We start from the raw sequence: 19,878 nt of genomic DNA on the forward strand, positions 1-19,878 counted from the left end.
CCGGGCGCGCAGCTGAGGCAGCCGGCGGCCGGGCTCGACCTCCGAGGGCACCTCGCCGGTGCGGACCGCGCCCATGGCCCGGTAGAAGCCCTCGGCGTGCGGGTCGGCGACGATCAGCAACTCGGTGAGCCCGAGCGCGCGGGCGGCCTCGACGGCATGGTTCCAGAGGCTCCGGCCGACGCCCTGGCGAAGATGGTCCGGATCGATCCAGAGGTTGCCGAGCTCGCCGTCGTCGAGCGTGTAGAAACCCTGGATCTGGCCGCCGGCGTCGGCGACCACCGTGCGGCGCGGCTCGACCTCGCCGGGCCGCAGCGTCAGCACCGGCCGGCAGAGTTCGAGGAACTCAGGGTCGTAGCCCCAGTGGGCCTTCGATCGCAGTGCCAGCTCACTGAGGAGCGCCGCCTCGCTGGGCCGCGCCGGTCTGAGGTCCATCGCCCCATCCTTCCCGCTCTTCACCCCGGCCCTCCGGCCCGGGCCCCTCCGGGCGGGCCCGCTCCCGCCCCGGCCGCGCCCGGCCCGGCCGCAGGGGGGGGGGCCCGCGCCCGCCCACCCCCCGCCGGGCCCCGCCCCGCCCCGCCACCCCCCGGCCCGCCACGCTTCGGCCGGGCCGCGGGCGGTGCCGGGTAGGTTGCACGGCATGACCGTGGCTCGTTCGCTGCTGCTGTTCGTGCTGGCCGCGCTGGCCGAGATCGGCGGCTGCTGGCTGATCTGGCAGGGCCGGCGCGAGCACCGCGGCCTGTGGTGGATCGCCGCCGGGGTGATCGCGCTCGGCGCGTACGGCTTCGTCGCCACCCTGCAGCCGGACGCCAGCTTCGGCCGGATCCTGGCCGCCTACGGCGGCATCTTCGTCGCCGGCTCGCTGGCCTGGGCCATGGTGGTCGACCGCTACCGGCCGGACCGCTGGGACGTGATCGGCGCCGCCGTCTGCCTCGTCGGGGTCGCCGTCATCATGTACGCGCCGCGGGGCCGGCCCGGCTGAGGTGACAGCCCGGCTCGGGCGGACATCGACCGGAGCCGGGTCTCGTCGTCCGAGCCGGGAGCGGCGGTGAGCAGCACGATCTTCAGCTCGTCGGCGCCGTCGGTCAGCACGTCGCAGTCGACCTCGACCGGGCCGGCCGCCGGGTGGTGGACGACCTTGTGGTCCTCGCGGTGGGCGGCCACGGCACCGGACGCCCACAGGGCGGCGAAACGGGCGTTGCCCGCGGTCAGCGTGCCGATCAGCGTGGTCAGCCGCGGGTTCCCCGGGAAACGGCCGGTCGCCCGCCGCAGGTCGGAGACGATCGCGGCCTCCTTGGCCTCCTCGGCCCGGGATGTCACCGGCCAGTGCGAGAGGCCCCGGCCGTCGCCGTCGAGCGGGAACGTGTCGCGGGCGAAGTTGCGCCGCTCGGGCGGGGTCGCGGACGGGTCGCCGAGCAGGGCGGCCCAGCCCGGGTTCCACCAGATCATCCGCCAGTCGGCGGCGAACACGGCCGCGGCGGCGTCGCCGACCCGGCTGAGCAGGCGCTCGACGCCGGCCGGGATGCGGTCCGGCAGCGCACCGGCGGCCGGCGGGCTCAGGCCGGCCAGCCGGTAGAGGTGGTCACGCTCCTCGCCGGTCAGCCGCAGCGCACGGGCCAGCGCGGCGACGACCTGCGCCGACGGGGTGGTGAAGCGGCCCTGTTCGAGGCGTACGACGTAGTCGGCCGAGATCCCGGCGAGCCCGGCCAGTTCCTCCCGGCGTAGACCCTTCGCCCGGCGGGCCCGCCCGGCCGGCAGGCCCACGGCCGCCGGGGTGAGCCGGTCACGCCACGCGTGCAGGGTGTCGCCGAGATCGGTCATGCAACGATTCTGACGCGGCCGGCCCCGGCGAAGGTGGTAACAGCCTTCCCTGGAGCGGCCAGGCGACCGGGCCGACAGTTGACCGCATGACGATCACTTTCATCACCGGGGCGAACAAGGGCCTCGGCCGGGAGACCGCCCGGCGGCTCATCGCGCTCGGCCACACCGTGGTCCTGGGGGCGCGGGACCCGCGGGCCGGGGCGGCCGCGGCCGGCGATCTGGGCGGGCGGTTCGTCCGGATCGACGTCACCGACGACGACTCGGTGCGCGGCGCCGCCGCCGACGTCGAGGACCACGAGGGCCACATCGACGTTCTGATCAACAACGCGGGCATCCACGGCCCGCACGGCGACGTGACCGCGGCCGGCATCGCGGAGGTGCTCGACGTCAACGTGGTCGGGGTGGTGCGGGCGGTCGACGCCTTCCTGCCGCTGCTGCGCCGCTCCGCCGACCCGGTCATCGTCAACGTGAGCAGCGCCATGGGCTCGCTCGGCGCCACGCACGACCCGTCCCGGCCCGAGTCGAAGGTGATCGCGCCCGCCTACACGGCGTCGAAGGCGGCGCTCACGATGCTGACGACGCAGCTGGCCCGGGCACTGCCGGACATCCGCGTCAACGCGGCCGATCCGGGCTACACGGCGACCGACCTCAACGGCCACCGCGGCCCGCAGACCGTCACCGAGGGCACCGACGCGATCGTCACGCTGGCCACCGAGGGCCCCGGGCACGGCTCCGGCCGCTTCATCGATCGCGACGGCGGGATCGGCTGGTCCTGACGGGGCCGGCCGGCCGGCGAAGTGCGGCCACCCGGCGTACCGGAGCCGGCGAAAGCGAAAGTCGGCGGCCCGGCCGCCGATAAGGCTGCCACGGGATCCGGCCAGAGACGCCGGGCGGGGAACCGAGGAGTGCGATGCGCGGCAAGCTGGCTGTGCTCGGGGTGGCCGTGGTGGCTACGCTGAGTGGTTGTTCTGCGGTTACCAACAGTGAGACCGCGACCTCGACGACGGCGCCGAAGGCCGCCTCGCCCACCCCGATGAGGGTGATCGCGGTGGCCACGCCGAAGGCGCACACCGGCGCGCCGGGCCTCGGCACGACCGGATCCAACTGGCCGTCGATCGTGAAGTCGCTGGCCGGCTACGGCCAATGGCTGCTGGGCAACCCCGACCCGTCGATGATCGCGAACGTTGCCGCGCCGGGCTGTGGCGTGTCCGATCAGCTCGGGCTGCAGGTCGCCGGCCTGCTGAACAGCAACATCTACGTTCAGACCACCGCTCCGGTCATCACGCAGGTGGTCGGGCCGTCGCCCGCGGCCGGCGGCACCGTGAGCCTGGCCGTCGCCGCCTCCCGGGATGCCGAGCCGGTGCTGAGCCAGAAGAAGGGCACCACCGTCACGACGATCGCGCCCTACGGGCCCACGACACTCACCGTGACGCTCAACCAGGGTAGTGACAAGAAGTGGCGGCTGTGCGAGGTCACGGGGCCGACCGGCGCCGCGGCCCCGCTACTTTGAGGCGGCGGCCACCGCCGGGTCGAACAGCATCGTCAGGTGGTTGGCGTTGAGCCGGGCCGAGGTCATCCGCGGCAGCTGGGACTTCCCGGTCGCCATCGCCCGGTCGGAGAGGAACGGGCCGGCGTTGTCGTCCTTGCCGTTGCTCGCCACCAGCACGTGCACCGGCACGGCGAGGGCGGCCAGCATCGGCAGCGTCGCCTCCCCGGTCAGCGTGTCGACCGCGTCGGCGACCAGCCGGCCCGCGTCGATCCGGGGCCGCAGGTGCCCGGCCGACCCGTCGAGCAGGTAGGCGGCCCACTCGAACATCTGCGGCCGCAGGTCGGCGCGGTTGGCGATCGCCTTGCCGTTGGTCGCGCGGACGAACGACTCCACATCCCGCCACCGCCGGACCAGGTGCCGCGCCTGCAGGCCGAACGCCGCCCGCACCACCGGCCGGCGCAGGAGCAGGCCCGGCTCGGGCGCGACGCCGCCGTCGAGCAGCACCACCTTGCGTACCCGCCCGCCGAGCCCGGCCGCGACCAGCGGACCGAGGAAGGCGCCCATCGAGTGCCCGATGACGGTCACGTCGTCGAGGTCGAGCTCGTCGGCGAGGCGTACGACCGCGGCCGCGTGCCCGGCCAGGCCGGGCCCGACCCGCACATCCACCGAGCCGCCGCGCCCCGGCAGATCGGGGGCGACGATCCGGGTGCCGGGCCGCGCCTCGGCGAGGGCCCGCCAGACCTCGGACGTGCTCGTCAGCCCGTGCAGGGCGAGCACCGCCGGCCCGGCGCCCGGTGACCACTGCGCGCAGGTCAGCCCGGCGATCTCCTCGCGTTCCATGCCCCGAATCTACGTCCCCGGCCGCCCCGGTGTGTGTGGCCGGCACATGTGCGCGGAACCGGGATTGCGCATAGGTTCGCCTTCATGACGACGGCACGGGTGGTCGACCTGGATCTGTCCGGTCGCTCGGCGATGGTGACCGGCGGTGGCAGCGGCATCGGGCGGGCCTGCGCGCTCCGCCTGGCCGCGGCGGGCGCCCGGGTCACGGTGGTCGACATCGACGCGGAGGCGGCCAAACAGACGGCGAGCGAGATCGGCGGACGGGCCATCACGACCGACCTGTCGGATCTCGACCGCATCGCGACGCTGCCGGCCGACGTCGACGTGCTCGTCAACAACGCCGGCCTGCAGGTGGTGGCCCCGATCACCGAGTTCCCGGACGACAAGTTCTCGCTGATCCAGCGGGTGATGACCGAGGCGCCCTACCGCCTGGTCAAACTGGTGCTCCCCCACATGTACGACCGGCACTGGGGCCGCGTCGTCAACATCTCGTCGGTGCACGGCCTGCTCGCCTCGCCCTACAAGGCGGCCTATGTGACCGCCAAACACGCCCTCGAGGGCCTCAGCAAGGTGACCGCGATCGAGGGCGCCCCGCACGGCGTCACCTCCAACTGCGTCAACCCGGCCTTCGTGCGCACGCCGCTGGTCGACAAGCAGATCGCCGACCAGGCCGCGCTCAACAACATCCCGGAGGCCGAGGTCGTCGAGCGGATCCTGCTCGACCGGGCCGCGATCAAGCAGCTGATCGAACCGTCGGATGTGGCCGAGCTGATGGCCTACCTCTGCACCCCGGCCGCCGACATGATCACCGGCTCGTCGGTCACCATCGACGGCGGCTGGACCGCGCACTGATGCTCTCCGAATACCTCGACCTGCTCGCCCGGGAGGCCGCCCCGGTCGAGTTCGAGCGCCCGGTTCTCGCCGCCCGGGCCGCCGGCGCGCCGTCGTCGGAGCTCAAGGAACTGGAAGAGCTGAAGATCAAGGCGCTGCGCGTGCGGGCCCTGCTGGAACGGCGCCGCCGCCGCGAGGAGGAGCTGTCCGGCCTCTACGACACCGCGAGCGACCTCGCCGGCCTGCGCGACCTCGACGCGGTGCTGCGGGCCATCGTCCACCGGGCCCGCACGCTGCTCGGCGCCGACGTCACCTATCTCACGCTCAACGACGCCGAGCGCGGCGACACCTTCATGCGGATCACCGACGGGTCGGTGGCGGCGAGCTTCCAGAGCCTGCGGCTCCCGGCCGGTGCCGGGCTGGGCGGTCTGGTCGCCGTCACGGGTACGCCGTACTCGACCGCGAACTACGGCCAGGACCCGCGATTCGCGCACACCAGCGAGATCGACCACGGCGTGCACGACGAAGGGCTGGTGGCGATCCTCGGCGTACCGCTGCGGCTCGGCTCGGCGGTCATCGGGGTGCTGTTCGCGGCCAACCGCACCGAACGCCCGTTCGCCCGCGAGGAGGTGGCGCTGCTCGGCTCGCTGGCCGCGCACGCCGCGATCGCGATCGACACCGCGCGGCTGCTCGCCGACACCCAGGAGGCGCTCGCCTCGCTCTCGGCGGCCCACCGCACCATCCAGGAGCACAGCGCGTCGGTCGAGCGGGCGGCGGCCGCCCACGACCGGATGACCGCGCTGGTGCTGCGCGGCGGCGGCGTCGAGGACCTGGCCGCCGACCTGGTCGAGGTGCTCGCCGGGGCGGTGCTGGTGCTCGACGCGTCCGGGCGTTCGCTGGCCACCGCCAAAACCGTCGGAGATCCGCCGGCCGGCGACGAGGTCTCGGTGGGCGAGGCGGTCGCCGCTTCGCGCGGCGAGGGCCGGAGCGTACGCCGGGGCGACCTGTACGTCGCCGCGGTCGTGGCCGGGGCGGACGACCTGGGGGCGCTGGTGTTCCGGCCCGCCCACGACCTGGCCGGCGCCGACCAGCGGATCCTCGAACGGGCCGCCCAGGTGACGGCCCTGCTGCTGCTGTTCCGCCGGACCGTGGCCGAGGCCGAGGGCCAGGTCCGCGGCGAACTGCTCGACGACCTGATCAGCCGCCCGGTCCGCGACGACGAGGCGCTGCGGACCCGCACCCGGCGGCTCGGCGTCGACCTGGACTCGCCGCACGTGGTCGTGGTCGCCACCTTCGACGCCGACCCGGGGCAACGGCAACGGGCCCTGTCGTGGGCCCGCTCGTTCGCCGGCGGCCGGGGCGGGCTGGCCGCGGCCCGCGGCGAACGGGTCGCCCTGATGCTCACCGGCGCGGACGCCGGCGACGCGGCCCGCCAGGTCGCCCGCGAGCTGGGCCGCGCCCTGAACCGGCCGGCGACCGTGGGCGGGGCCGGGCCGGCGGTGGGGGCCGCGGCGGTGGCCGGCGCCTACCGGGAGGCCGACTCGTGCGCGACCGCGCTGGTCGCCCTGGGCCGGGCCGGCGACGGGGCCGGCGGTGCCGAGCTGGGCTACGTCGGCCTGCTGCTCGGCGACCGGCACGGCGTCGGCGAGTTCGTGAAGGACCGGCTCGGAGCGGTCCTCGACTACGACACCCGGCGCGGGACGGCGCTGGTCAAGACGCTGGAGGCGTACTTCGGCGCGGGCGGCAGCCTGGCCCGGGCGGCCGAGGTGCTCCACGTGCACGTCAACACGGTCACCCAGCGCCTGGACCGGATCGGCCAGCTGCTGGGCGCGGACTGGCACGACCCGGGGCGGGCGCTCGACCTGCAGCTGGCGCTGCGGCTGCACCGGTTACGAGGGCCCGCAGCAGGGCGGTGAGGTCGCCGGGACGTTCCCGCCAGGGGTGGTGGCCGGCGCCCTCGATCAGGTGAAGCCGCGCGCCCGGGATGGCGGCGGCCAGTGCGGCGACGGTGTGGGCGGGCCTCGGGTCCCGCTCCCCGTGGATGAACCAGCACGGCATGTCCAGCCGCCCGGCCCGCGCGCGCTGGCCCTCGGTTGCCCCGGCCCGGCCCGCTGTGGCCTCGGCCACGCCGGGCTCGGCCACGCCGGGCTGGGACGGCCTGAGGTCGGCCAGCAGGGTGGCCTCGGAGTGGCGGCGGGTCTCGGCCATCAGGGCGCGGTTGGCGACCCAGTTGATCGGCTGGTCGGGGCGGGCGGACTCCAGGGCCCACTCCCAGGCGTGGTCGCGGTCGGCGTGGTCGGTGAACCAGCACAGCGCACGGAACTCGGCCTCCTCGGCCTTCGAGCGATCGCGGCGCTCCTCCAGCTCGGCCAGCCGCCGGCGCTGCTGCGGGGTCATGCGGCGGGCCACCTCGGCTTCCGTGGGACCACGCCAGTCGCCGACACCGACCCCGCTGAGGTAGCCCAAGGCGGTCGTGCGGTCGGGGCGGGCCACCGCGTACGCGAAAGCAAGCGTCGCTCCGAAAGAGTGACCGACGACCGACCAGGCCTCGTGACCCCAGTGCCGGCGGAGCGACTCGATGTCGGCCAGGTAGCGGGCGAAGGTGAAGTCGGCCGCCGGGTCGCCGCTCGCCCCCGAGCCGCCGCAGCCGCGCTGGTCGAAGCGGTGGACGACGGTCAGCGGTTCGAGCATGCGGGCGACCGGTTCGAGGTAGTCCCACAGGCCGGGGCCGCCGTGCAGCAGGATCACCGGCGGCCGGCCGGACGGGGTGCCGGTCGTCCACGTCCGCAGGCGTACGCCGTCGTCGGCCTCCACCATCCGCATCCGGCCGATTCTATGTACGCCGGCGACATGCCCCGGCGGCCGCCGATGTGGCCGGACCCGGTCGCCACGCCCGGAGACGGCTTCTAGGCTGCGGGCATGGAGGAGATCGACGTACCGGTGGCGGGCGGCGACCTGCGGGTCGTGTCGTGGGGCTCCGGGCCGACCGTGCTGGCGGCCCACGGCGTGACGGCCAACGCGCTGTCCTGGGCCCGGGTGGCGTCGGCGCTCGGCGGACGCGTACGTCTGGTCGCCCCCGACCTGCGGGGGCGGGCCCGCAGCGCCGGATTGCCCGGACCTTATGGGATGGCCGCCCACGCGGCCGACCTGATGGCCGTCGCCGACCACCTCGGTCTCTCCCAGGTCGCCCTGGCCGGGCACTCGATGGGCGCGTTCGTGGTGACCGAGACGGCGGCCCGCTATCCGTCGCGGGTGTCGTCGGTGCTGCTGGTCGACGGCGGGCTTCCGCTGCCGGTGCCGGCCGGGATCGCGGTCGACGACGCCCTGCACGCCATCATCGGGCCGGCGATGGCCCGGCTGTCGATGACGTTCGACTCGCTCGACGCCTACTACGACTACTTCCGCGGGAACCCGGCCCTGGGGCGGTACTGGGGTCCGGAGATCGCCGAGTACATCGCCCGCGACTTCACCGGATCGGGTTCGTCGTGCCGGCTGGAGGCCGTCCGCGCCGACACCCGCGACATGCTGGAGGCGGCCGCGCCGGCCGACGGGTTCCCGCTGCTGTGGGCGCCGCGCGGCCTGCAAGACGAGGACCACGGCATGTACGCGGCCGCCGACGTGGCCGGCCGCGACGCCGAGCTGGTGCCGGACGTCAACCACTACACCCTGCTGCTGGGCGCGGGGGCCGACCGGGTGGCCGCCCGTCTAGGTGATCTCGTGCGGTAGCAGGAAACGCCAGGTGGCGGCCACGAACCGGTTCTTCCCCACGCGGTACATGGGCCAGACCTTCTCGGTGGCCCGGGGCAGGCCGTGCGGCCCGTGGGGCAACCGGATCTCCTGGTAGAGCTGCCTGCCGGGTGTGGGGAGCCCCTTGGGCCAGTCGCGGTAGTGATCAGGCACGTAGTCGATCGCCACCACCCCGAGCAGAACCCCTTCGGGCCGCCACGGTCCACCGGTGTTGACCACATGCCGGTGCACCGCTTCCACCTGCTGGTAGAGCTCGCGCAACCGGGCCGGATAGGCGTGCTGCGGATCCCCGCCCTGCCACCCGTCGAGCCGGGCGGTGAGGAAGTCGCCGGCCGGGGCCCGCACCCGCACCTGGTCGTACGGCCCGTCGGCCGGCGGCGGCTTGTCCGGATCCCGGACCAGGTCGGCCGGCGTGGTCAGCACCGCCAGCGCCTGCTCGTGCAGCGTCGTGACCCAGACCGGCGGCAGCACCAGCCGGGTGGCCGCGTCCGCGTACGCCGTGCCGTCGCCGTAAACCGCCAGCCGGGGCGGCCGCATGATGCCCTGGCCCGGGTTGAAGAAGCCGCCGGGCTGCTCCCACTCGAAGAGTGGCCAGTTCGGCAGGCCGGCCTCGCGGACCACGACCGGAGGGGTGTCGGTCGTGGTCCGGCCGGCCGCGCGGGCGCCGGCACCCACACAGACGTACGCGATCCCGCTGAGCGAAAGCCCGGCCATCAGAAACCGTCGACGATCCACGTGGTCGACGCTAGTCCGATAGGTCGGTTATGTCCGCAGAGCGGGTTGCGGACTACCCCAATGGGTGGGCCGCGCGGGACGGCGTCCTCGAGCTCTGCGGACTCAGGGGTTCTGGCAAGTTGGCGCGCATCGCTTGAGCGCGCACGCCGCACGGACCGGCCCACGTCACCGGCGCCGCCCCGGCCAGCCCGCATCGCTGGAGCGCGCACGCCACAAGGGCTGGCCTACGTCACCGGCGCCGCCCCGGCCAGCCCGCATCGCTGGAGCGCGCACGCCGGCGTACCACCCGGTCCGCAGCTAGCGCGCGTACCGCTTGAGGGCGTCTTCCCAGCCCGGCAGCGAGTCCGCCGACCTCTCCCCCGGCCCGACATAGTCCGCCGACGGGCGGATGATCTTCTTGAGCCGCATCTGCTCGAGGATGTGCGCGCTCCACCCGGCCGTCCGCGCGCACGTGAACATCGCCGCGAACATCTCCGCCGGCACCTGCGCGAAGTCGAGAACGATCGCCGCCCAGTATTCGACGTTGGTCTCCAGCACCCGGTCCGGCTTGCGTTCCCGGAGTTCGGTCAGGGCCGCCAGCTCCAGCTCCCGCGCCACCTCGTAGCGCGGCGCCCCGAGCTCGCGCGCCGCGTCGCGCAGGATCCGGGCCCGCGGATCCTCGGCCCGGTAGATCGCGTGCCCGAAGCCCATCAGCCGCTGTCCGCTCTCGAGCACCTGGCGCACGTAGCCCCGCGCGTCGCCCGACCGTTCGACCGCCTCGACCATGCCGAGCGCCCGCGCCGGCGCGCCGCCGTGCAGCGGGCCGGAGAGCGCCGCGACCGCCGCCGACATGCACGCGGCGACGTCCGCGCCGGTGCTGGCGACCACCCGCGCGGTGAAGGTCGACGCGTTCATCCCATGCTCGGCCGCGCAGACCCAGTAACGGTCGATCGCCGCCACCTGCCGCGGGTCGGGATCGCCGCGCCACCGGATCATGAAGCGTTCGGTCACGCTCCGGCCGGCGTCGACGACCCGCTGCGGCACCGCCGGGAGGCGCGAGCCGCGGGCGGCCTGCGCCACGTAGGACAGCATCATCACCGATGTGCGCGCCAGGTCGTTCCGCGCCTGCGGCGGGTCGACGTCGATGAGCGGGCGCAGACCCCAGTGCGGCGCGAGCATCGACACCGCCGCCTGCACGTCGACCCGGATGTCACCCGAGTGCACCGGCACCGGGAAGGGCTCGGCCGCCGGCAGCCCGCGCGTGAAGTCCCCGTCGGCGAGGAGACCCCACACGTCCCCGTAGGAAACCTGCCCGGCCAGCGAGCGGATGTCGACGCCGCGGTAGCGCAGCGACCCCCCGTCCCGATCCGGCTCGGCGATCTCGGTGTCGAACGCGACGACACCAGCAAGTCCTGGCTTGACTGTCAACATGACTTGAATGTGTATGTGGACAACGTTGACGTCAATGTTGATCCAGTCAACATGAGAGCATCTCCACATGACTGCTGAACCGATGCTCACCACCGAAGACGTCGCACGCCGACTGGGCGTCAAACCCTCAACGGTCTACGCGTACGTCTCTCGCGGCCTGCTGAAAAGCAGGCGCAACGCCGAGGGCAAGGGCAGTCTCTTCGCCCGGGCCGACGTCGACACCTTCGTCGCGCACCGCAAGCGGACCACCACACCGGTCGTCCAGACCGGCATCACGCTGATCCAGTTCGGCAGCCTGTTCTATCGCGGCCTCGAGGCGACCAAGCTCGCGTTCACCACCCGGTTCGAGTCGGTCGTGACCCTACTGTGGACCGGTGATCTCGACGACGTCGCCCTCACCCCGGCGCCCGACCTGCTCGCCGTGGCCCGCCCGACCGCCGCCGGCCTCCCCGCCGGCGCCCGCACCACCGACCACCTCCGCGTGATCGTCGCCGCGGCCGCCACCGCCGACCCGCTCCGCTTCGACACCGCCCGCACCGCTGTCGCCACCACCGGCCGGGTCCTGCTCGCCACCATGGTCGAGGCCCTGCCCAGCGCGGTGGTCCCGGTCCCGCCGGCGTCGCTCGCCGAGGCACTGTGGTACCGCCTCTGCCTCACCCAGCCGACCGGGTCCGATCTGCGCCTGCTCAACGCGGCCCTGATCCTGCTCGCCGACCACGACATCGCCGCCTCGACACTGGCCGCCCGGGTCGCCGCGTCGACGCGCGCCAACCCGTACGCCGTGGTCGGCGCCGGCCTGGCCGCCCTCGACGGCCCGCTGCACGGCGCCGCCAGCGGCCTCGCCCACGGCATGCTCGCCGAGGCGGCGAGCCGCAACGACCCGGTCGCCACGATCGCCGACTACCTGCGGGCCGGTGACCCGATCCCCGGCTTCGGCCACCACCTCTACCCCGACGGCGACCCCCGCGCCACGGCACTGATCGCGGAACTCCCCGCCGGCCGGGTCCGCGACGTCACCGTCCGCATCATCGAGACGATGCGGACGCGAAGCGGCGTACACCCGAACATTGACCTGGCCCTCGCGGCCTTCACCCTGCAATACGGCATGCCGGCGCATGCCGGCGAGGCCATCTTCGCCGTCGCCCGGACGGCCGGGTGGATCGCTCACGCTCTCGAGGAGTACGAGGCCCGGCCGCTCCGCTTCCGCTTCTCCGCCCAGTACGCGGGGGACCCGATTACCGCCGGGTAGGGTGCGATCATGCCCTCCCACGAACCCGAGGCCCTTCCGGTCATCGAGGCCCTGCACTCCACCCCGTCCCGCCGCTACCTGTCGACCGAGCCGATCCCGGAGGACGTGATCCGGGCCCTGCTCGACGCCGCCGTGCGCGGCCCGTCCGGCGGCAACACCCAGCTCTGGGCCTGGATCGTCGTCCGCGATCCGGCGATCAAGTCGCAGATCGCCGAGTGGTACCGCGAGGGCTGGAACAACAACTACGGCGCCCGCCGCGCCGCCCTCGAGGCCGAAGGCAAGATCGACGCCGTCTTCCGCGGCAGCGGCCACCTCGCCGAGCACCTCGAAGAGGCCCCGGTCTGGATCTTCCCGGTCCTCCTCGGCCCGGCGAAATCCCAGAACCCGCGCCTCGGCGCCTCGATCTACGGCGCCGCCCAGCAGCTCATGCTGGCCGCCCGCGCCTACGGCATCGGCTCGACGCTGACCACCCTCTACAGCGGCCACGAGGCCGAGGTCCGCGAGCTGCTGGGCCTCCCCGAGAACGCGATCACGATGGCCCTGATCCCACTGGGCTACCCCAGCCGGGGCCGCTGGGCGGAGCCCAAGCGCCGCCCGCTCGACGAGGTCATCTTCTGGGACAGATACACAGCCCCATAAGGACGTACGCGGCCGGGCCGCGCCGGCCCGGCCACCACGTCGACGCTGCTACTGCGTTGACTCGGCTACTGCGTTGACTCGGCTACTGCGTTGACCCGCCCCCATGTTGACCGGAGCCACGTCGACCGGCCGCCACATTGACCCACCACCACGTCGACCGGCCCCACGTTGACCCGCCGCCACGTCGACCGGCCCCACGTTGACCCGCCGCCACGTCGACCCGCCGCCACGTCGACCCGCCGCGATGTTTGATCCGCCGCCGTGTTGACTGGCCGCCACGGAGTCGCGCCGTGTTGACTGGCCGCCACGGAGTCGCGCCATGTTGACTGGCCGCCGCGTTGACTCGCGCCATGTTGACTGGCCGCCGCGTTGACTCGCGCCATGTTGACTGGACATGTGGACCAGAATCAACATGTCAACACGATGAGCCCGCACCATGACCGAGGGCTTCGCCCAGCACTACTGGACGAGCGACGGCGCGTGCCAGTCGGACTCATCCTGCTGGTGGGTCCGCCCGCCTCAGGCAAGTCCAGCTTCGCCCGCGCCTGGGTTGAACACGGCCAACTAGACGCCGCCGGCGTCGTGTCCTGCGACGCCATCCGCGGCGAGCTGTTCGGCGCCCGCGTCGACGTCGGCGACGACCCGGCGGTTTTCAGCGAGATGGACCGGCGGGTCGCGGCACGACTGGCGGCGGACCTTGCCGTGGTCGTCGATGCCACCAACGTCACGCCGTCCGCACGGACCAGGATGATCGCCTGGGCTCGGCAGCACGGCCGCCCGGTGGCGGCTTTGCGGTTCCGGGTGGCCGACGAGGTCCTCGTCCGTCGCAACTCCCGGCGCTCCGGGCACGCCCGCGTGCCGGTCGACGAGGGTCTGCGCTCCGCGACAACCGCGGCCCGGGACGCGACCCGCGGGCAATTGCTCACCGACGGAGTCGACCTCGTCGTCGACGTGCCGGGCGAGTCCGACGGCCACACTCCGGCCTCCGCCGCGGCGACGGTCCTTCTCGGCATGTAGGGCAGGCCGCGCGGCCCGGCGTCGACCACGAGCAAAGACGCGGAACTCCCGCCTCCGAGTTTGGCCAGGGCAGTCCACGGGACGTCGCCCCCGGTCCACCCCGGCGGAACGTCGGACTTCGACGAGCCGGGCGGGCGTCGCCGAACAAGTGACCAGGCTGGTCTTCCGGCGACCAGGAGCGAAAAGCCGGCAAGCCGGTAAACCGTCGGGCCTCACCAAAGCAAGTCAACAAGCTCGTCTTCCTGCGACGGGGAGCGAGAAGCGAGGCCCACCGGTGAACCGCCAGGCCCACCGGACAATTCAGCAAGCCGGTCTTCCGACAACCAGGAGCGAGAGACCGAGCAAGTCGGTGAGCGGCGGGCAGAGCCGAGACGCAGGGCAAACCCGCGCCGGCGGCAGCGAGGATCTCCGTGCTGAACGGCCCGCGTCGGCGAAAGGCCGGCCTGGAACTCGGCGCGCCGCCCGCGCCCAGCCGGCGATCAGCTCGGGCGGCGCGCTGGGAACACATCAGGCGGGCTGGAGGTCTCGGCTCACCGGGGCGTCCCAGTCGATGCGGTAGCGCAGGACCGGCCCCAGGGTCTTCTCCGGGTTCATCATGATCTTCATCAGTGGGCGCATCAGCAGCGGGAGAACGGCCTGGCCCAGCCGTCCGGGGGCCTTGGCGTGGTTGATTTTCGCGGCCTGGGCGGCCACCCGCTCGACCCGGGCGCGGCGCAGCTGTTCGTAGGCGGTGAACGCCTCCGGTATGTCCAGGTCGCGCAGGCAGCGGGCCAGCTGGACGGCGCTTTCGATCGACAAGGAGGCGCCCTGGCCGGAACTGTTGGACGGCGCGTGCACCGCGTCGCCGACCAGCACCATCCGGCCGCGTGACCAGCGGGGCACCGGCGGCATGATGTGGAGCGCGCCGTTGGCCAGCAGGGACGTCGGCGAGGTCCCGCGGATCAGGTCGCCGCCCGGCGTGTCCGAACCGTAGGTCTCCAGCAGCGTCGACAGCCACTGCTCCGGTGGCGTCTGCCGCACCTCGGCGATCGTCAGCGGCGACGGGCTGGGCAGGTTGACGCCCCAGACCGAGCCGCCCGACGGCAGCGCCCAGTACAGGTAGTACGCCTTCCGGCCGAAGGCGAACGTCATCGTGCGCGGGTCGCTGTCGACCCGGGCCGACGAGACGCCCTCGACGGCCAGCATCCCGGTGTACCGCGGCCCGGGGGCCGCGGGGTCGATCAGGTGCCGCACGGTGGAATGCACGCCGTCCGCCCCGATCAGCACGTCCCCGGTCGCCTCGGAACCGTCGGCGAACAGCGCCGTCGTTGCTTGCGGCTCCTCGCGTACGCTCGTGAGCCGTTTCCCGTGTCGGAAGCGCACCCCCGCCGTGACCGCGAGGTCGCGCAGGATCTGGTAGAGGTCGGCGCGACCGATCATCTGCAGTGCGCCCGCCCCGGTGATGCCGGGCATCTGGATGCGTTTGCCGCCCATCGCCATCACCTGGTGCTCGATCGGCTGGGCCGCCGCGACGACGGCGTCCGCCGCTCCGACGAGGTCGAGGGCGGCGAGGCCGTTGGGGGCGAGGGCGATCCGGCCGCCCACGCCGTCGGCGCTGCTGGGATGGCCCTCGTAGATGGTCGCCTCGATGCCGGCCCGGTGCAGCGCGAGGGCCGCCACCGGGCCCGAGATGCCGCCGCCGACGACGACTGCTGAGCGTGCTCGTGTCATTTCTGACTCCTCCTGTGGTGTTGGAAAGAACCACCACGGAGGGACCCGGCTATCCTTTGATCGCCGCCTGCGGGCCGGGTCCGGTCCGTGGGTACCGTCCTGGTGGCCTGTTGCAGCAGGCCACCAGGGCTTACTTTTCGAGGGACTTCTCGGCCAGTTCGACCATGTCGTCGGACGGCCGCCCGGTCTCGTGGAACTGCCGCCACTGCTCGATGCCCGGCAGGGTGCCGTCGGCGAGTTCGCCGATCAGTGACCGCATCCAGGTGGATTCGGCGCGGAGCATCGCGATGTCGTATTCGATCTCGATGAGGAACAGCCGTGGCACCTCGGTCACGTAGGCCGCCAGTTGCTCCTCGGCCGCGGTGATCGCCGCCGACACCTCGGCGACGCGCTGTTGCAGCAGCGTCGTCACCTCGTCGGGGGTCAGCACCGCCATCACCGACAGACCGGCCCGGAAGCGTGGCGTCTCGTGTTCGACCGCCGACAGCAGCTCGCGGGTCCAGTCGACCAGTTCGGCCCGGCCGGCCGGGGTGATGCGGTAGACGGTGCGTTCCGGGCGGCGGCCTTCGCGCCCGCTCGCGGCCTCCTCCAGCAGGCCGTGTCTGGCCAGGTTGCGCACGACGGTGTAGAGCGAACCCCACTTGATCGGCAGGTCCTGGTCCTTGCCCCAGCCGCGCAGGGCGCGGGCCATGTCGTACGGATGGAGGTCGCGCACGACGACGGTCGACAGGACGCCGAGCGCCATCAGGTTGGTCACCGGCCGCTTCTTCGCCACCGCCGCACCCCTCTCGCTTGCTTTACTCGCAACCGAGTATACGTCCGCGAGTAAGAGCAAAGTCAAACATCTTCTAGGCTGGCCGTATGAAGATCGAGGTGGACGACCTGTCCGGGCCGGAGATCCGGGCGCTCCTGCGGGAACACGTCGAGGAGATGTACCTGATCAGCCCGCCCGAGAGCGTCCACGCGCTCGACCTCGACGGCCTGCTCAAGCCCGAGGTCACCTTCTGGTCGGTGCGCGACGGCGGCGGACTGGTCGGGTGCGGCGCGCTCAAGGAGCTGGACTCGTTGACGGGCGAGCTCAAGTCGATGCGTACGGCCCGGGGCGCGACGCGGCGCGGCGTGGCCGCCACCCTCCTGGCCCACATCATCGAGGAGGCGCGGAAGCGCCGTTACGAGCGTCTCTACCTGGAGACCGGCGCCGAGGACTTCTTCGCCCCGGCGCGGGCCCTGTACGCCCGGTTCGGCTTCGAGGCGTGTGAGCCGTTCGCCGGCTACACCGACGATCCCAACAGCGTCTACCTGACCAGGGCCCTGTAACCGGCGGCGAAGTGACTTTCCCCCGGCCGGCCGATTCGCGATGGTTGACGGCGTGACGACGTACATCAAGAGCGTGACCTTCGACTGCGCCGACGCCCTCGCGGTGGCCCGGTTCTGGGCCGCCGCCCTCGGCGGCGAGCTCGACCGGGATTCGACCGCCGAGAAGGCGTACGTGGAGGCGCCCGGCTGGGGCGGGCCGGCGCTGTGGTTCCGGTGGGTGCCCGAGCCGCGCACCGCCAAGCTGCGCATGCACTTCGACCTGCGCGCCCCGGACGGCATCGAGGCCGAGGTCGCCCGCCTGGAGGGCCTGGGCGCGACGGTGTTCGCCCGGCACGAGGGGCTGGTCGTCATGCAGGACCCGGAGGGCCACGAGTTCTGCGTCGAGGACTAACCGGTGAAGCGCCCGGACCGCACCATCGTGCGGTAGGCCGCGAGCGCCTCGGCGTCGGTGTCCGGCCGGAAGTTGTGGTCGGTGCCGTCCTGGGTGTCGGTGTCGAACCAGACCACGGCGCCGAGCGACGGGGTCTTCGCCGCCCAGGCGGACAGCTTCTTGATCCAGCGGGCCTTGGTGTGCACGCCCAGATCAACGGCGGCGGTCTCGCTCAGGATGATCGGCTTGCGGCTCCCGTACGCGCCGGCGACGGCGCTGAACAGCGTCGCCGGTGACTCGTCGTAGAAGTCGTAGCCCGACACCCCGACCCAGTCGACGTAGTCGTCGCCCGGGTAGTAGCGCTGGAACTTGTTCCAGGCCGCGGCGGGCGCCGAGTTCCAGTTCGGGCTCCACACCCAGGCCACGTCGGTGGCGCCGTGCCGGCGGAAGATCCCGTGGATCCGCCGCCACGCCTTCACGTAGGCGCCCGGGTCCTGCCCGTTGTGCGAGCCGTCCCACTCGAACCAGTCGCCGTTCATCTCCCAGCCCCAGCGGAGCAGGATCGGCCGCTTCATCCCGGCCAGCTTGCGGGCGACCGAGGCGATGAGTTCGTCCGACGAGCCGTCGTTGATCCGGCTGTAGGCGGTCCCGTGCCAGGACACCATCAGGACGCTGTGCCGGCTGACGTCGGGTTCGCTGGTGGGGACGTAGCCGTCCCACGGGTAGAACCGGTGCACGATCCGCTGCTCGCGGCCGAGTTGGCGGCGGCGCAGCGCGAGGCTCTCATTCAGCGAGAGGCCGCCCAGCGCCAGGTAGGACCCGAGCATCAGCTTGCCGGGGGTGAACGGCACCGGGCCGCCCCGGCCGTCCGACTTCGGCGGTGACGGCGCCGCCGCCGGGTGGGTCGCGGCGGTCTTCGAGGGCGGCGCGCTCAAGGAGGGCGACGACGTCGGCGACGGCGACGGCGGCGGCGGCGGCGCACTCGGGGAGGGAGCCGGTGGGACGCTCCTCGGGCCGATGGTGTTGAGGCTGCGATGGACGCTCGCGCATCCGGCCGGCAGCGTCAGCGCCGCGAGGGCGAGCACGCTCCGCCGAGCCACCCGACGCTCCACGCCACCCCTCCCGACGACCCGACCAGCAAGAACGCAGCCAAGAGTGCCCGGCGCCGGCCGCATCGGCGTCGGCCGGACGGCCCCACCTCCCGGCCGCCGAGCCCGAACCCGACGCGGCCCACCGAAACCACAGTTCCCGACAAGTCCGACTTGCGGGCCCGGGAAAACCGTCAGCGCGTGCCCTCCCACCAGTCGAGCACCCGCAGCGCCCGCAACGTGTTCCACCGGCTGGGCCGCCCGGCCCCGTCCTCGATCGGGAAGTGCACCCGCCCCGGATGGATCCGGTCGAGCGGCCAGCGCCCGTCCGGCTGCCGCTTCGACCGCACCACCTCGACCGCCGCCGCCATCCGGGGGTCGGGCGGCCCGGCCCGGCGGAAGTAGTCGAGCGCCCGCAGCACGTCGTAGTGCCAGTAGTAGGGGAACGCGAAGTCGAGGTACTCCGGCTTGACGACCTCGCCGGTGCTCAGCCGCCGGAACAGGCCGCGCACGAGCAGATAGTCCTCGCCGCGGCGCCGGGCGTCCCGCGAGGCGGGCGAGCCGCCCGTCGCCTGTTCGAACGCCAGCAGCCCGTCGAGCACGGTGAGCGTCGTGTCGAACGAGGACCGGTCCGACGGTTCGCAGTTCCACCCGCCGTCCGCCTTCTGCGTGGTCAGCACCCGGGCGACGAGCGGGGCGACGTCGACTCCGAAATACGCCCCGGTCTCGATCGTCCGCCCGTTGATGCACTCCTCGACCTCCCCGTCGAAGTACCGCTGGCCGTCGTGCTCCCACCGGCAGCCGGCCGCCACCCGCGCGATCATCCGGGCCGAGACGGCGGAGGACGGGTCGAGGCCGAAGATCTGCAGGGTCTGCAGGGTGTGCATCGTGGCCGTCCACGGCTGCCCCGGTTCATCGCCCCGGTAGGACGCCGGGAAGCAGGCGCCCCCGTCCCACGACCCGTCCGGGCCCTGCAGCGCGAGAAGGCGCGCACCCCAGCCCTCCCGGGCCACCCGGGCGCGGAGCGCGGGATCCGAGTGCACCTGCCAGGCGACCGCGGGGTCGGATTCCAGGAGCCAGGACATCGGCCTACATCCCGGCCAGCATCGCGGCGAGCTCGGCCGGCCTGGTCACCATCGGCCAGTGGCCCGAGTCGATGTCGATGAGGTCGAGGTGTTTCGCCCGGGCCGTCTCCGGCGTGTCCCCGGCCTCGATCCACTCCCGCGCCTGGGCCGGCGTGAACTCCGGGCAGATCGCGGCGACCGGCACGTCGAAGCGCCGCTCGTCGGTCAGCCGCACGATTCCCCGCGCGACCCCCTCGGGCACCGGGATCGCCGCCGCGGCCAGCGACGAGAGCTGGGCCGGCGACAGGTCGTCGGAATCGGGACCCTCGAACGGCTCCCACCCCGGGAACGGCATCTGACCGTCCGCGATCGGGAACAGGTCGGCGTATTTCTGCCCGTCGTCCGGCAGCAGCCCGCCGATCAGCACGACCTTGCCGACGCGGCCGGGGCGCCGGGGGGCGGGGGGCCACGCGGGGGTGCTCGCCGCCCGGTGGCCGACGCCCACCACCCGGTCCGGGGGCGCGGGGACCCCGGCCCCCACCCCCCGCACCGGA

21 protein-coding genes and 1 pseudogene are annotated in these 19,878 nt (G+C 73.3%); 11 read left to right on the forward strand and 11 right to left on the reverse strand.

Annotation, left to right across the window (positions count from 1 at the left end; translation table 11 throughout):
- Positions 1-432 (reverse strand): GNAT family N-acetyltransferase (locus AB0M88_RS47400; RefSeq protein ID WP_364113846.1); only part of this gene is annotated, 432 nt, incomplete at its 3' end.
- Positions 433-637: 205 nt separating this feature from the next.
- On the opposite strand from AB0M88_RS47400, the gene AB0M88_RS47405 reads away from it, so the two are divergent.
- Positions 638-979, forward strand: coding sequence for a YnfA family protein (locus tag AB0M88_RS47405; protein ID WP_364113848.1), 342 nt, complete (start codon positions 638-640; stop codon positions 977-979).
- On the opposite strand, the gene AB0M88_RS47410 is transcribed toward AB0M88_RS47405, so the two are convergent.
- Positions 886-1,818 (reverse strand): helix-turn-helix transcriptional regulator, encoded by a 933-nt coding sequence (locus tag AB0M88_RS47410; protein ID WP_364113850.1) that lies wholly within the window; start codon positions 1,816-1,818, stop codon positions 886-888. The genes AB0M88_RS47405 and AB0M88_RS47410 overlap by 94 nt on opposite strands.
- 86 nt (positions 1,819-1,904) lie before the next feature.
- On the opposite strand from AB0M88_RS47410, the gene AB0M88_RS47415 reads away from it, so the two are divergent.
- Both AB0M88_RS47415 and AB0M88_RS47420 read left to right on the forward strand, forming a co-directional pair.
- The gene (locus tag AB0M88_RS47415; protein WP_364113852.1) at positions 1,905-2,594 is read left to right on the forward strand and encodes an SDR family NAD(P)-dependent oxidoreductase; all 690 of its coding nucleotides are present in this window, start codon (positions 1,905-1,907) and stop codon (positions 2,592-2,594) included.
- Between the two features lie 134 nt (positions 2,595-2,728).
- Positions 2,729-3,328 (forward strand): hypothetical protein, encoded by a 600-nt coding sequence (locus tag AB0M88_RS47420; protein ID WP_364113854.1) that lies wholly within the window; start codon positions 2,729-2,731, stop codon positions 3,326-3,328.
- Here AB0M88_RS47420 and AB0M88_RS47425 read toward each other — a convergent pair.
- Positions 3,320-4,147, reverse strand: a complete 828-nt coding sequence (locus AB0M88_RS47425; RefSeq protein WP_364113856.1) for an alpha/beta hydrolase — start codon at positions 4,145-4,147, stop codon at positions 3,320-3,322. The two genes, AB0M88_RS47420 and AB0M88_RS47425, sit on opposite strands and share 9 nt — an antisense overlap.
- An 84-nt stretch (positions 4,148-4,231) precedes the next feature.
- On the opposite strand from AB0M88_RS47425, the gene AB0M88_RS47430 reads away from it, so the two are divergent.
- Both AB0M88_RS47430 and AB0M88_RS47435 read left to right on the forward strand, forming a co-directional pair.
- Entirely contained in the window at positions 4,232-4,999 is a 768-nt protein-coding gene (locus AB0M88_RS47430) for a 3-hydroxybutyrate dehydrogenase (RefSeq protein ID WP_364113858.1), read from the forward strand.
- Positions 4,999-6,894 (forward strand): helix-turn-helix domain-containing protein, encoded by a 1,896-nt coding sequence (locus AB0M88_RS47435; RefSeq protein WP_364113860.1) that lies wholly within the window; start codon positions 4,999-5,001, stop codon positions 6,892-6,894. The genes AB0M88_RS47430 and AB0M88_RS47435 overlap by 1 nt, the downstream gene beginning before the upstream one ends.
- Before the next feature lie 37 nt (positions 6,895-6,931).
- Here the strand turns inward: AB0M88_RS47435 and AB0M88_RS47440 are convergent.
- Positions 6,932-7,801, reverse strand: a pseudogene (locus AB0M88_RS47440) (alpha/beta hydrolase); the annotation flags it as partial.
- 96 nt (positions 7,802-7,897) lie between these two features.
- On the opposite strand from AB0M88_RS47440, the gene AB0M88_RS47445 reads away from it, so the two are divergent.
- Positions 7,898-8,704: an alpha/beta hydrolase gene (locus AB0M88_RS47445; RefSeq protein WP_364113862.1), complete on the forward strand. Its 807-nt coding sequence runs from the start codon at positions 7,898-7,900 to the stop codon at positions 8,702-8,704.
- On the opposite strand, the gene AB0M88_RS47450 is transcribed toward AB0M88_RS47445, so the two are convergent.
- Together AB0M88_RS47450 and AB0M88_RS47455 are read right to left on the reverse strand one after the other, a co-directional pair.
- Positions 8,684-9,460 carry a hypothetical protein gene (locus AB0M88_RS47450; RefSeq protein WP_364113864.1) on the reverse strand — a complete coding sequence of 259 codons (777 nt, stop codon included), beginning with the start codon at positions 9,458-9,460 and terminating at the stop codon, positions 8,684-8,686. The two genes, AB0M88_RS47445 and AB0M88_RS47450, sit on opposite strands and share 21 nt — an antisense overlap.
- Positions 9,461-9,757: 297 nt before the next feature.
- A complete protein-coding gene (locus tag AB0M88_RS47455) occupies positions 9,758-10,870 on the reverse strand; it encodes a citrate synthase 2 (protein WP_364113866.1) in 1,113 nt (370 codons plus the stop codon).
- A 67-nt stretch (positions 10,871-10,937) separates the two neighbouring features.
- Here AB0M88_RS47455 and AB0M88_RS47460 point away from each other — a divergent pair, with 67 nt between their 5' ends.
- From AB0M88_RS47460 to AB0M88_RS47470, 3 genes are all read left to right on the forward strand, one after another.
- The gene (locus AB0M88_RS47460; RefSeq protein ID WP_364113868.1) at positions 10,938-12,119 is read left to right on the forward strand and encodes a citrate synthase; all 1,182 of its coding nucleotides are present in this window, start codon (positions 10,938-10,940) and stop codon (positions 12,117-12,119) included.
- Positions 12,120-12,128: 9 nt separating this feature from the next.
- Positions 12,129-12,758: a nitroreductase family protein gene (locus AB0M88_RS47465; protein ID WP_364113870.1), complete on the forward strand. Its 630-nt coding sequence runs from the start codon at positions 12,129-12,131 to the stop codon at positions 12,756-12,758.
- Positions 12,759-13,238: 480 nt separating this feature from the next.
- Positions 13,239-13,775, forward strand: a complete 537-nt coding sequence (locus AB0M88_RS47470) for an ATP-binding protein (protein ID WP_364113872.1) — start codon at positions 13,239-13,241, stop codon at positions 13,773-13,775.
- 507 nt (positions 13,776-14,282) lie between these two features.
- Here AB0M88_RS47470 and AB0M88_RS47475 read toward each other — a convergent pair.
- Complete coding sequence (locus AB0M88_RS47475; RefSeq protein ID WP_364113874.1) at positions 14,283-15,485, reverse strand: NAD(P)/FAD-dependent oxidoreductase; 1,203 nt, start codon at positions 15,483-15,485, stop codon at positions 14,283-14,285.
- A 130-nt stretch (positions 15,486-15,615) separates the two neighbouring features.
- Positions 15,616-16,260 carry a PadR family transcriptional regulator gene (locus tag AB0M88_RS47480; protein WP_364113876.1) on the reverse strand — a complete coding sequence of 215 codons (645 nt, stop codon included), beginning with the start codon at positions 16,258-16,260 and terminating at the stop codon, positions 15,616-15,618.
- A gap of 86 nt (positions 16,261-16,346) precedes the next feature.
- Here AB0M88_RS47480 and AB0M88_RS47485 point away from each other — a divergent pair, with 86 nt between their 5' ends.
- Both AB0M88_RS47485 and AB0M88_RS47490 read left to right on the forward strand, forming a co-directional pair.
- Positions 16,347-16,802, forward strand: coding sequence for a GNAT family N-acetyltransferase (locus tag AB0M88_RS47485; RefSeq protein WP_364113878.1), 456 nt, complete (start codon positions 16,347-16,349; stop codon positions 16,800-16,802).
- A gap of 52 nt (positions 16,803-16,854) precedes the next feature.
- Positions 16,855-17,193 (forward strand): VOC family protein, encoded by a 339-nt coding sequence (locus AB0M88_RS47490; RefSeq protein ID WP_364113880.1) that lies wholly within the window; start codon positions 16,855-16,857, stop codon positions 17,191-17,193.
- Here the strand turns inward: AB0M88_RS47490 and AB0M88_RS47495 are convergent.
- The 3 genes from AB0M88_RS47495 to AB0M88_RS47505 form a co-directional block, all read right to left on the reverse strand.
- Complete coding sequence (locus AB0M88_RS47495; protein ID WP_364113881.1) at positions 17,190-18,272, reverse strand: glycosyl hydrolase; 1,083 nt, start codon at positions 18,270-18,272, stop codon at positions 17,190-17,192. The genes AB0M88_RS47490 and AB0M88_RS47495 overlap by 4 nt on opposite strands.
- Positions 18,273-18,454: 182 nt before the next feature.
- Positions 18,455-19,345 carry a hypothetical protein gene (locus AB0M88_RS47500; protein WP_364113882.1) on the reverse strand — a complete coding sequence of 297 codons (891 nt, stop codon included), beginning with the start codon at positions 19,343-19,345 and terminating at the stop codon, positions 18,455-18,457.
- Positions 19,346-19,349: 4 nt separating this feature from the next.
- Positions 19,350-19,874: a hypothetical protein gene (locus AB0M88_RS47505; protein WP_364113884.1), complete on the reverse strand. Its 525-nt coding sequence runs from the start codon at positions 19,872-19,874 to the stop codon at positions 19,350-19,352.
- Positions 19,875-19,878 lie beyond the last annotated feature (4 nt).

Origin of the sequence: Actinoplanes sp. NPDC051411 (assembly GCF_040682075.1) — a bacterium.
Classification (GTDB): domain Bacteria; phylum Actinomycetota; class Actinomycetes; order Mycobacteriales; family Micromonosporaceae; genus Actinoplanes.

What these genes read in the sequence shown, in the direction of transcription:
- AB0M88_RS47405 (WP_364113848.1), top strand. Translation starts at nt 638, where the DNA reads ATGACCGTGGCTCGTTCGCTGCTGCTGTTCGTGCTGGCCGCGCTGGCC.
- AB0M88_RS47410 (WP_364113850.1), bottom strand. Translation starts at nt 1,818, where the DNA reads ATGACCGATCTCGGCGACACCCTGCACGCGTGGCGTGACCGGCTCACC.
- AB0M88_RS47415 (WP_364113852.1), top strand. Translation starts at nt 1,905, where the DNA reads ATGACGATCACTTTCATCACCGGGGCGAACAAGGGCCTCGGCCGGGAG.
- AB0M88_RS47420 (WP_364113854.1), top strand. Translation starts at nt 2,729, where the DNA reads ATGCGCGGCAAGCTGGCTGTGCTCGGGGTGGCCGTGGTGGCTACGCTG.
- AB0M88_RS47425 (WP_364113856.1), bottom strand. Translation starts at nt 4,147, where the DNA reads ATGGAACGCGAGGAGATCGCCGGGCTGACCTGCGCGCAGTGGTCACCG.
- AB0M88_RS47430 (WP_364113858.1), top strand. Translation starts at nt 4,232, where the DNA reads ATGACGACGGCACGGGTGGTCGACCTGGATCTGTCCGGTCGCTCGGCG.
- AB0M88_RS47435 (WP_364113860.1), top strand. Translation starts at nt 4,999, where the DNA reads ATGCTCTCCGAATACCTCGACCTGCTCGCCCGGGAGGCCGCCCCGGTC.
- AB0M88_RS47445 (WP_364113862.1), top strand. Translation starts at nt 7,898, where the DNA reads ATGGAGGAGATCGACGTACCGGTGGCGGGCGGCGACCTGCGGGTCGTG.
- AB0M88_RS47455 (WP_364113866.1), bottom strand. Translation starts at nt 10,870, where the DNA reads ATGTTGACAGTCAAGCCAGGACTTGCTGGTGTCGTCGCGTTCGACACC.
- AB0M88_RS47460 (WP_364113868.1), top strand. Translation starts at nt 10,938, where the DNA reads ATGACTGCTGAACCGATGCTCACCACCGAAGACGTCGCACGCCGACTG.
- AB0M88_RS47465 (WP_364113870.1), top strand. Translation starts at nt 12,129, where the DNA reads ATGCCCTCCCACGAACCCGAGGCCCTTCCGGTCATCGAGGCCCTGCAC.
- AB0M88_RS47475 (WP_364113874.1), bottom strand. Translation starts at nt 15,485, where the DNA reads ATGACACGAGCACGCTCAGCAGTCGTCGTCGGCGGCGGCATCTCGGGC.
- AB0M88_RS47485 (WP_364113878.1), top strand. Translation starts at nt 16,347, where the DNA reads ATGAAGATCGAGGTGGACGACCTGTCCGGGCCGGAGATCCGGGCGCTC.
- AB0M88_RS47500 (WP_364113882.1), bottom strand. Translation starts at nt 19,345, where the DNA reads ATGTCCTGGCTCCTGGAATCCGACCCCGCGGTCGCCTGGCAGGTGCAC.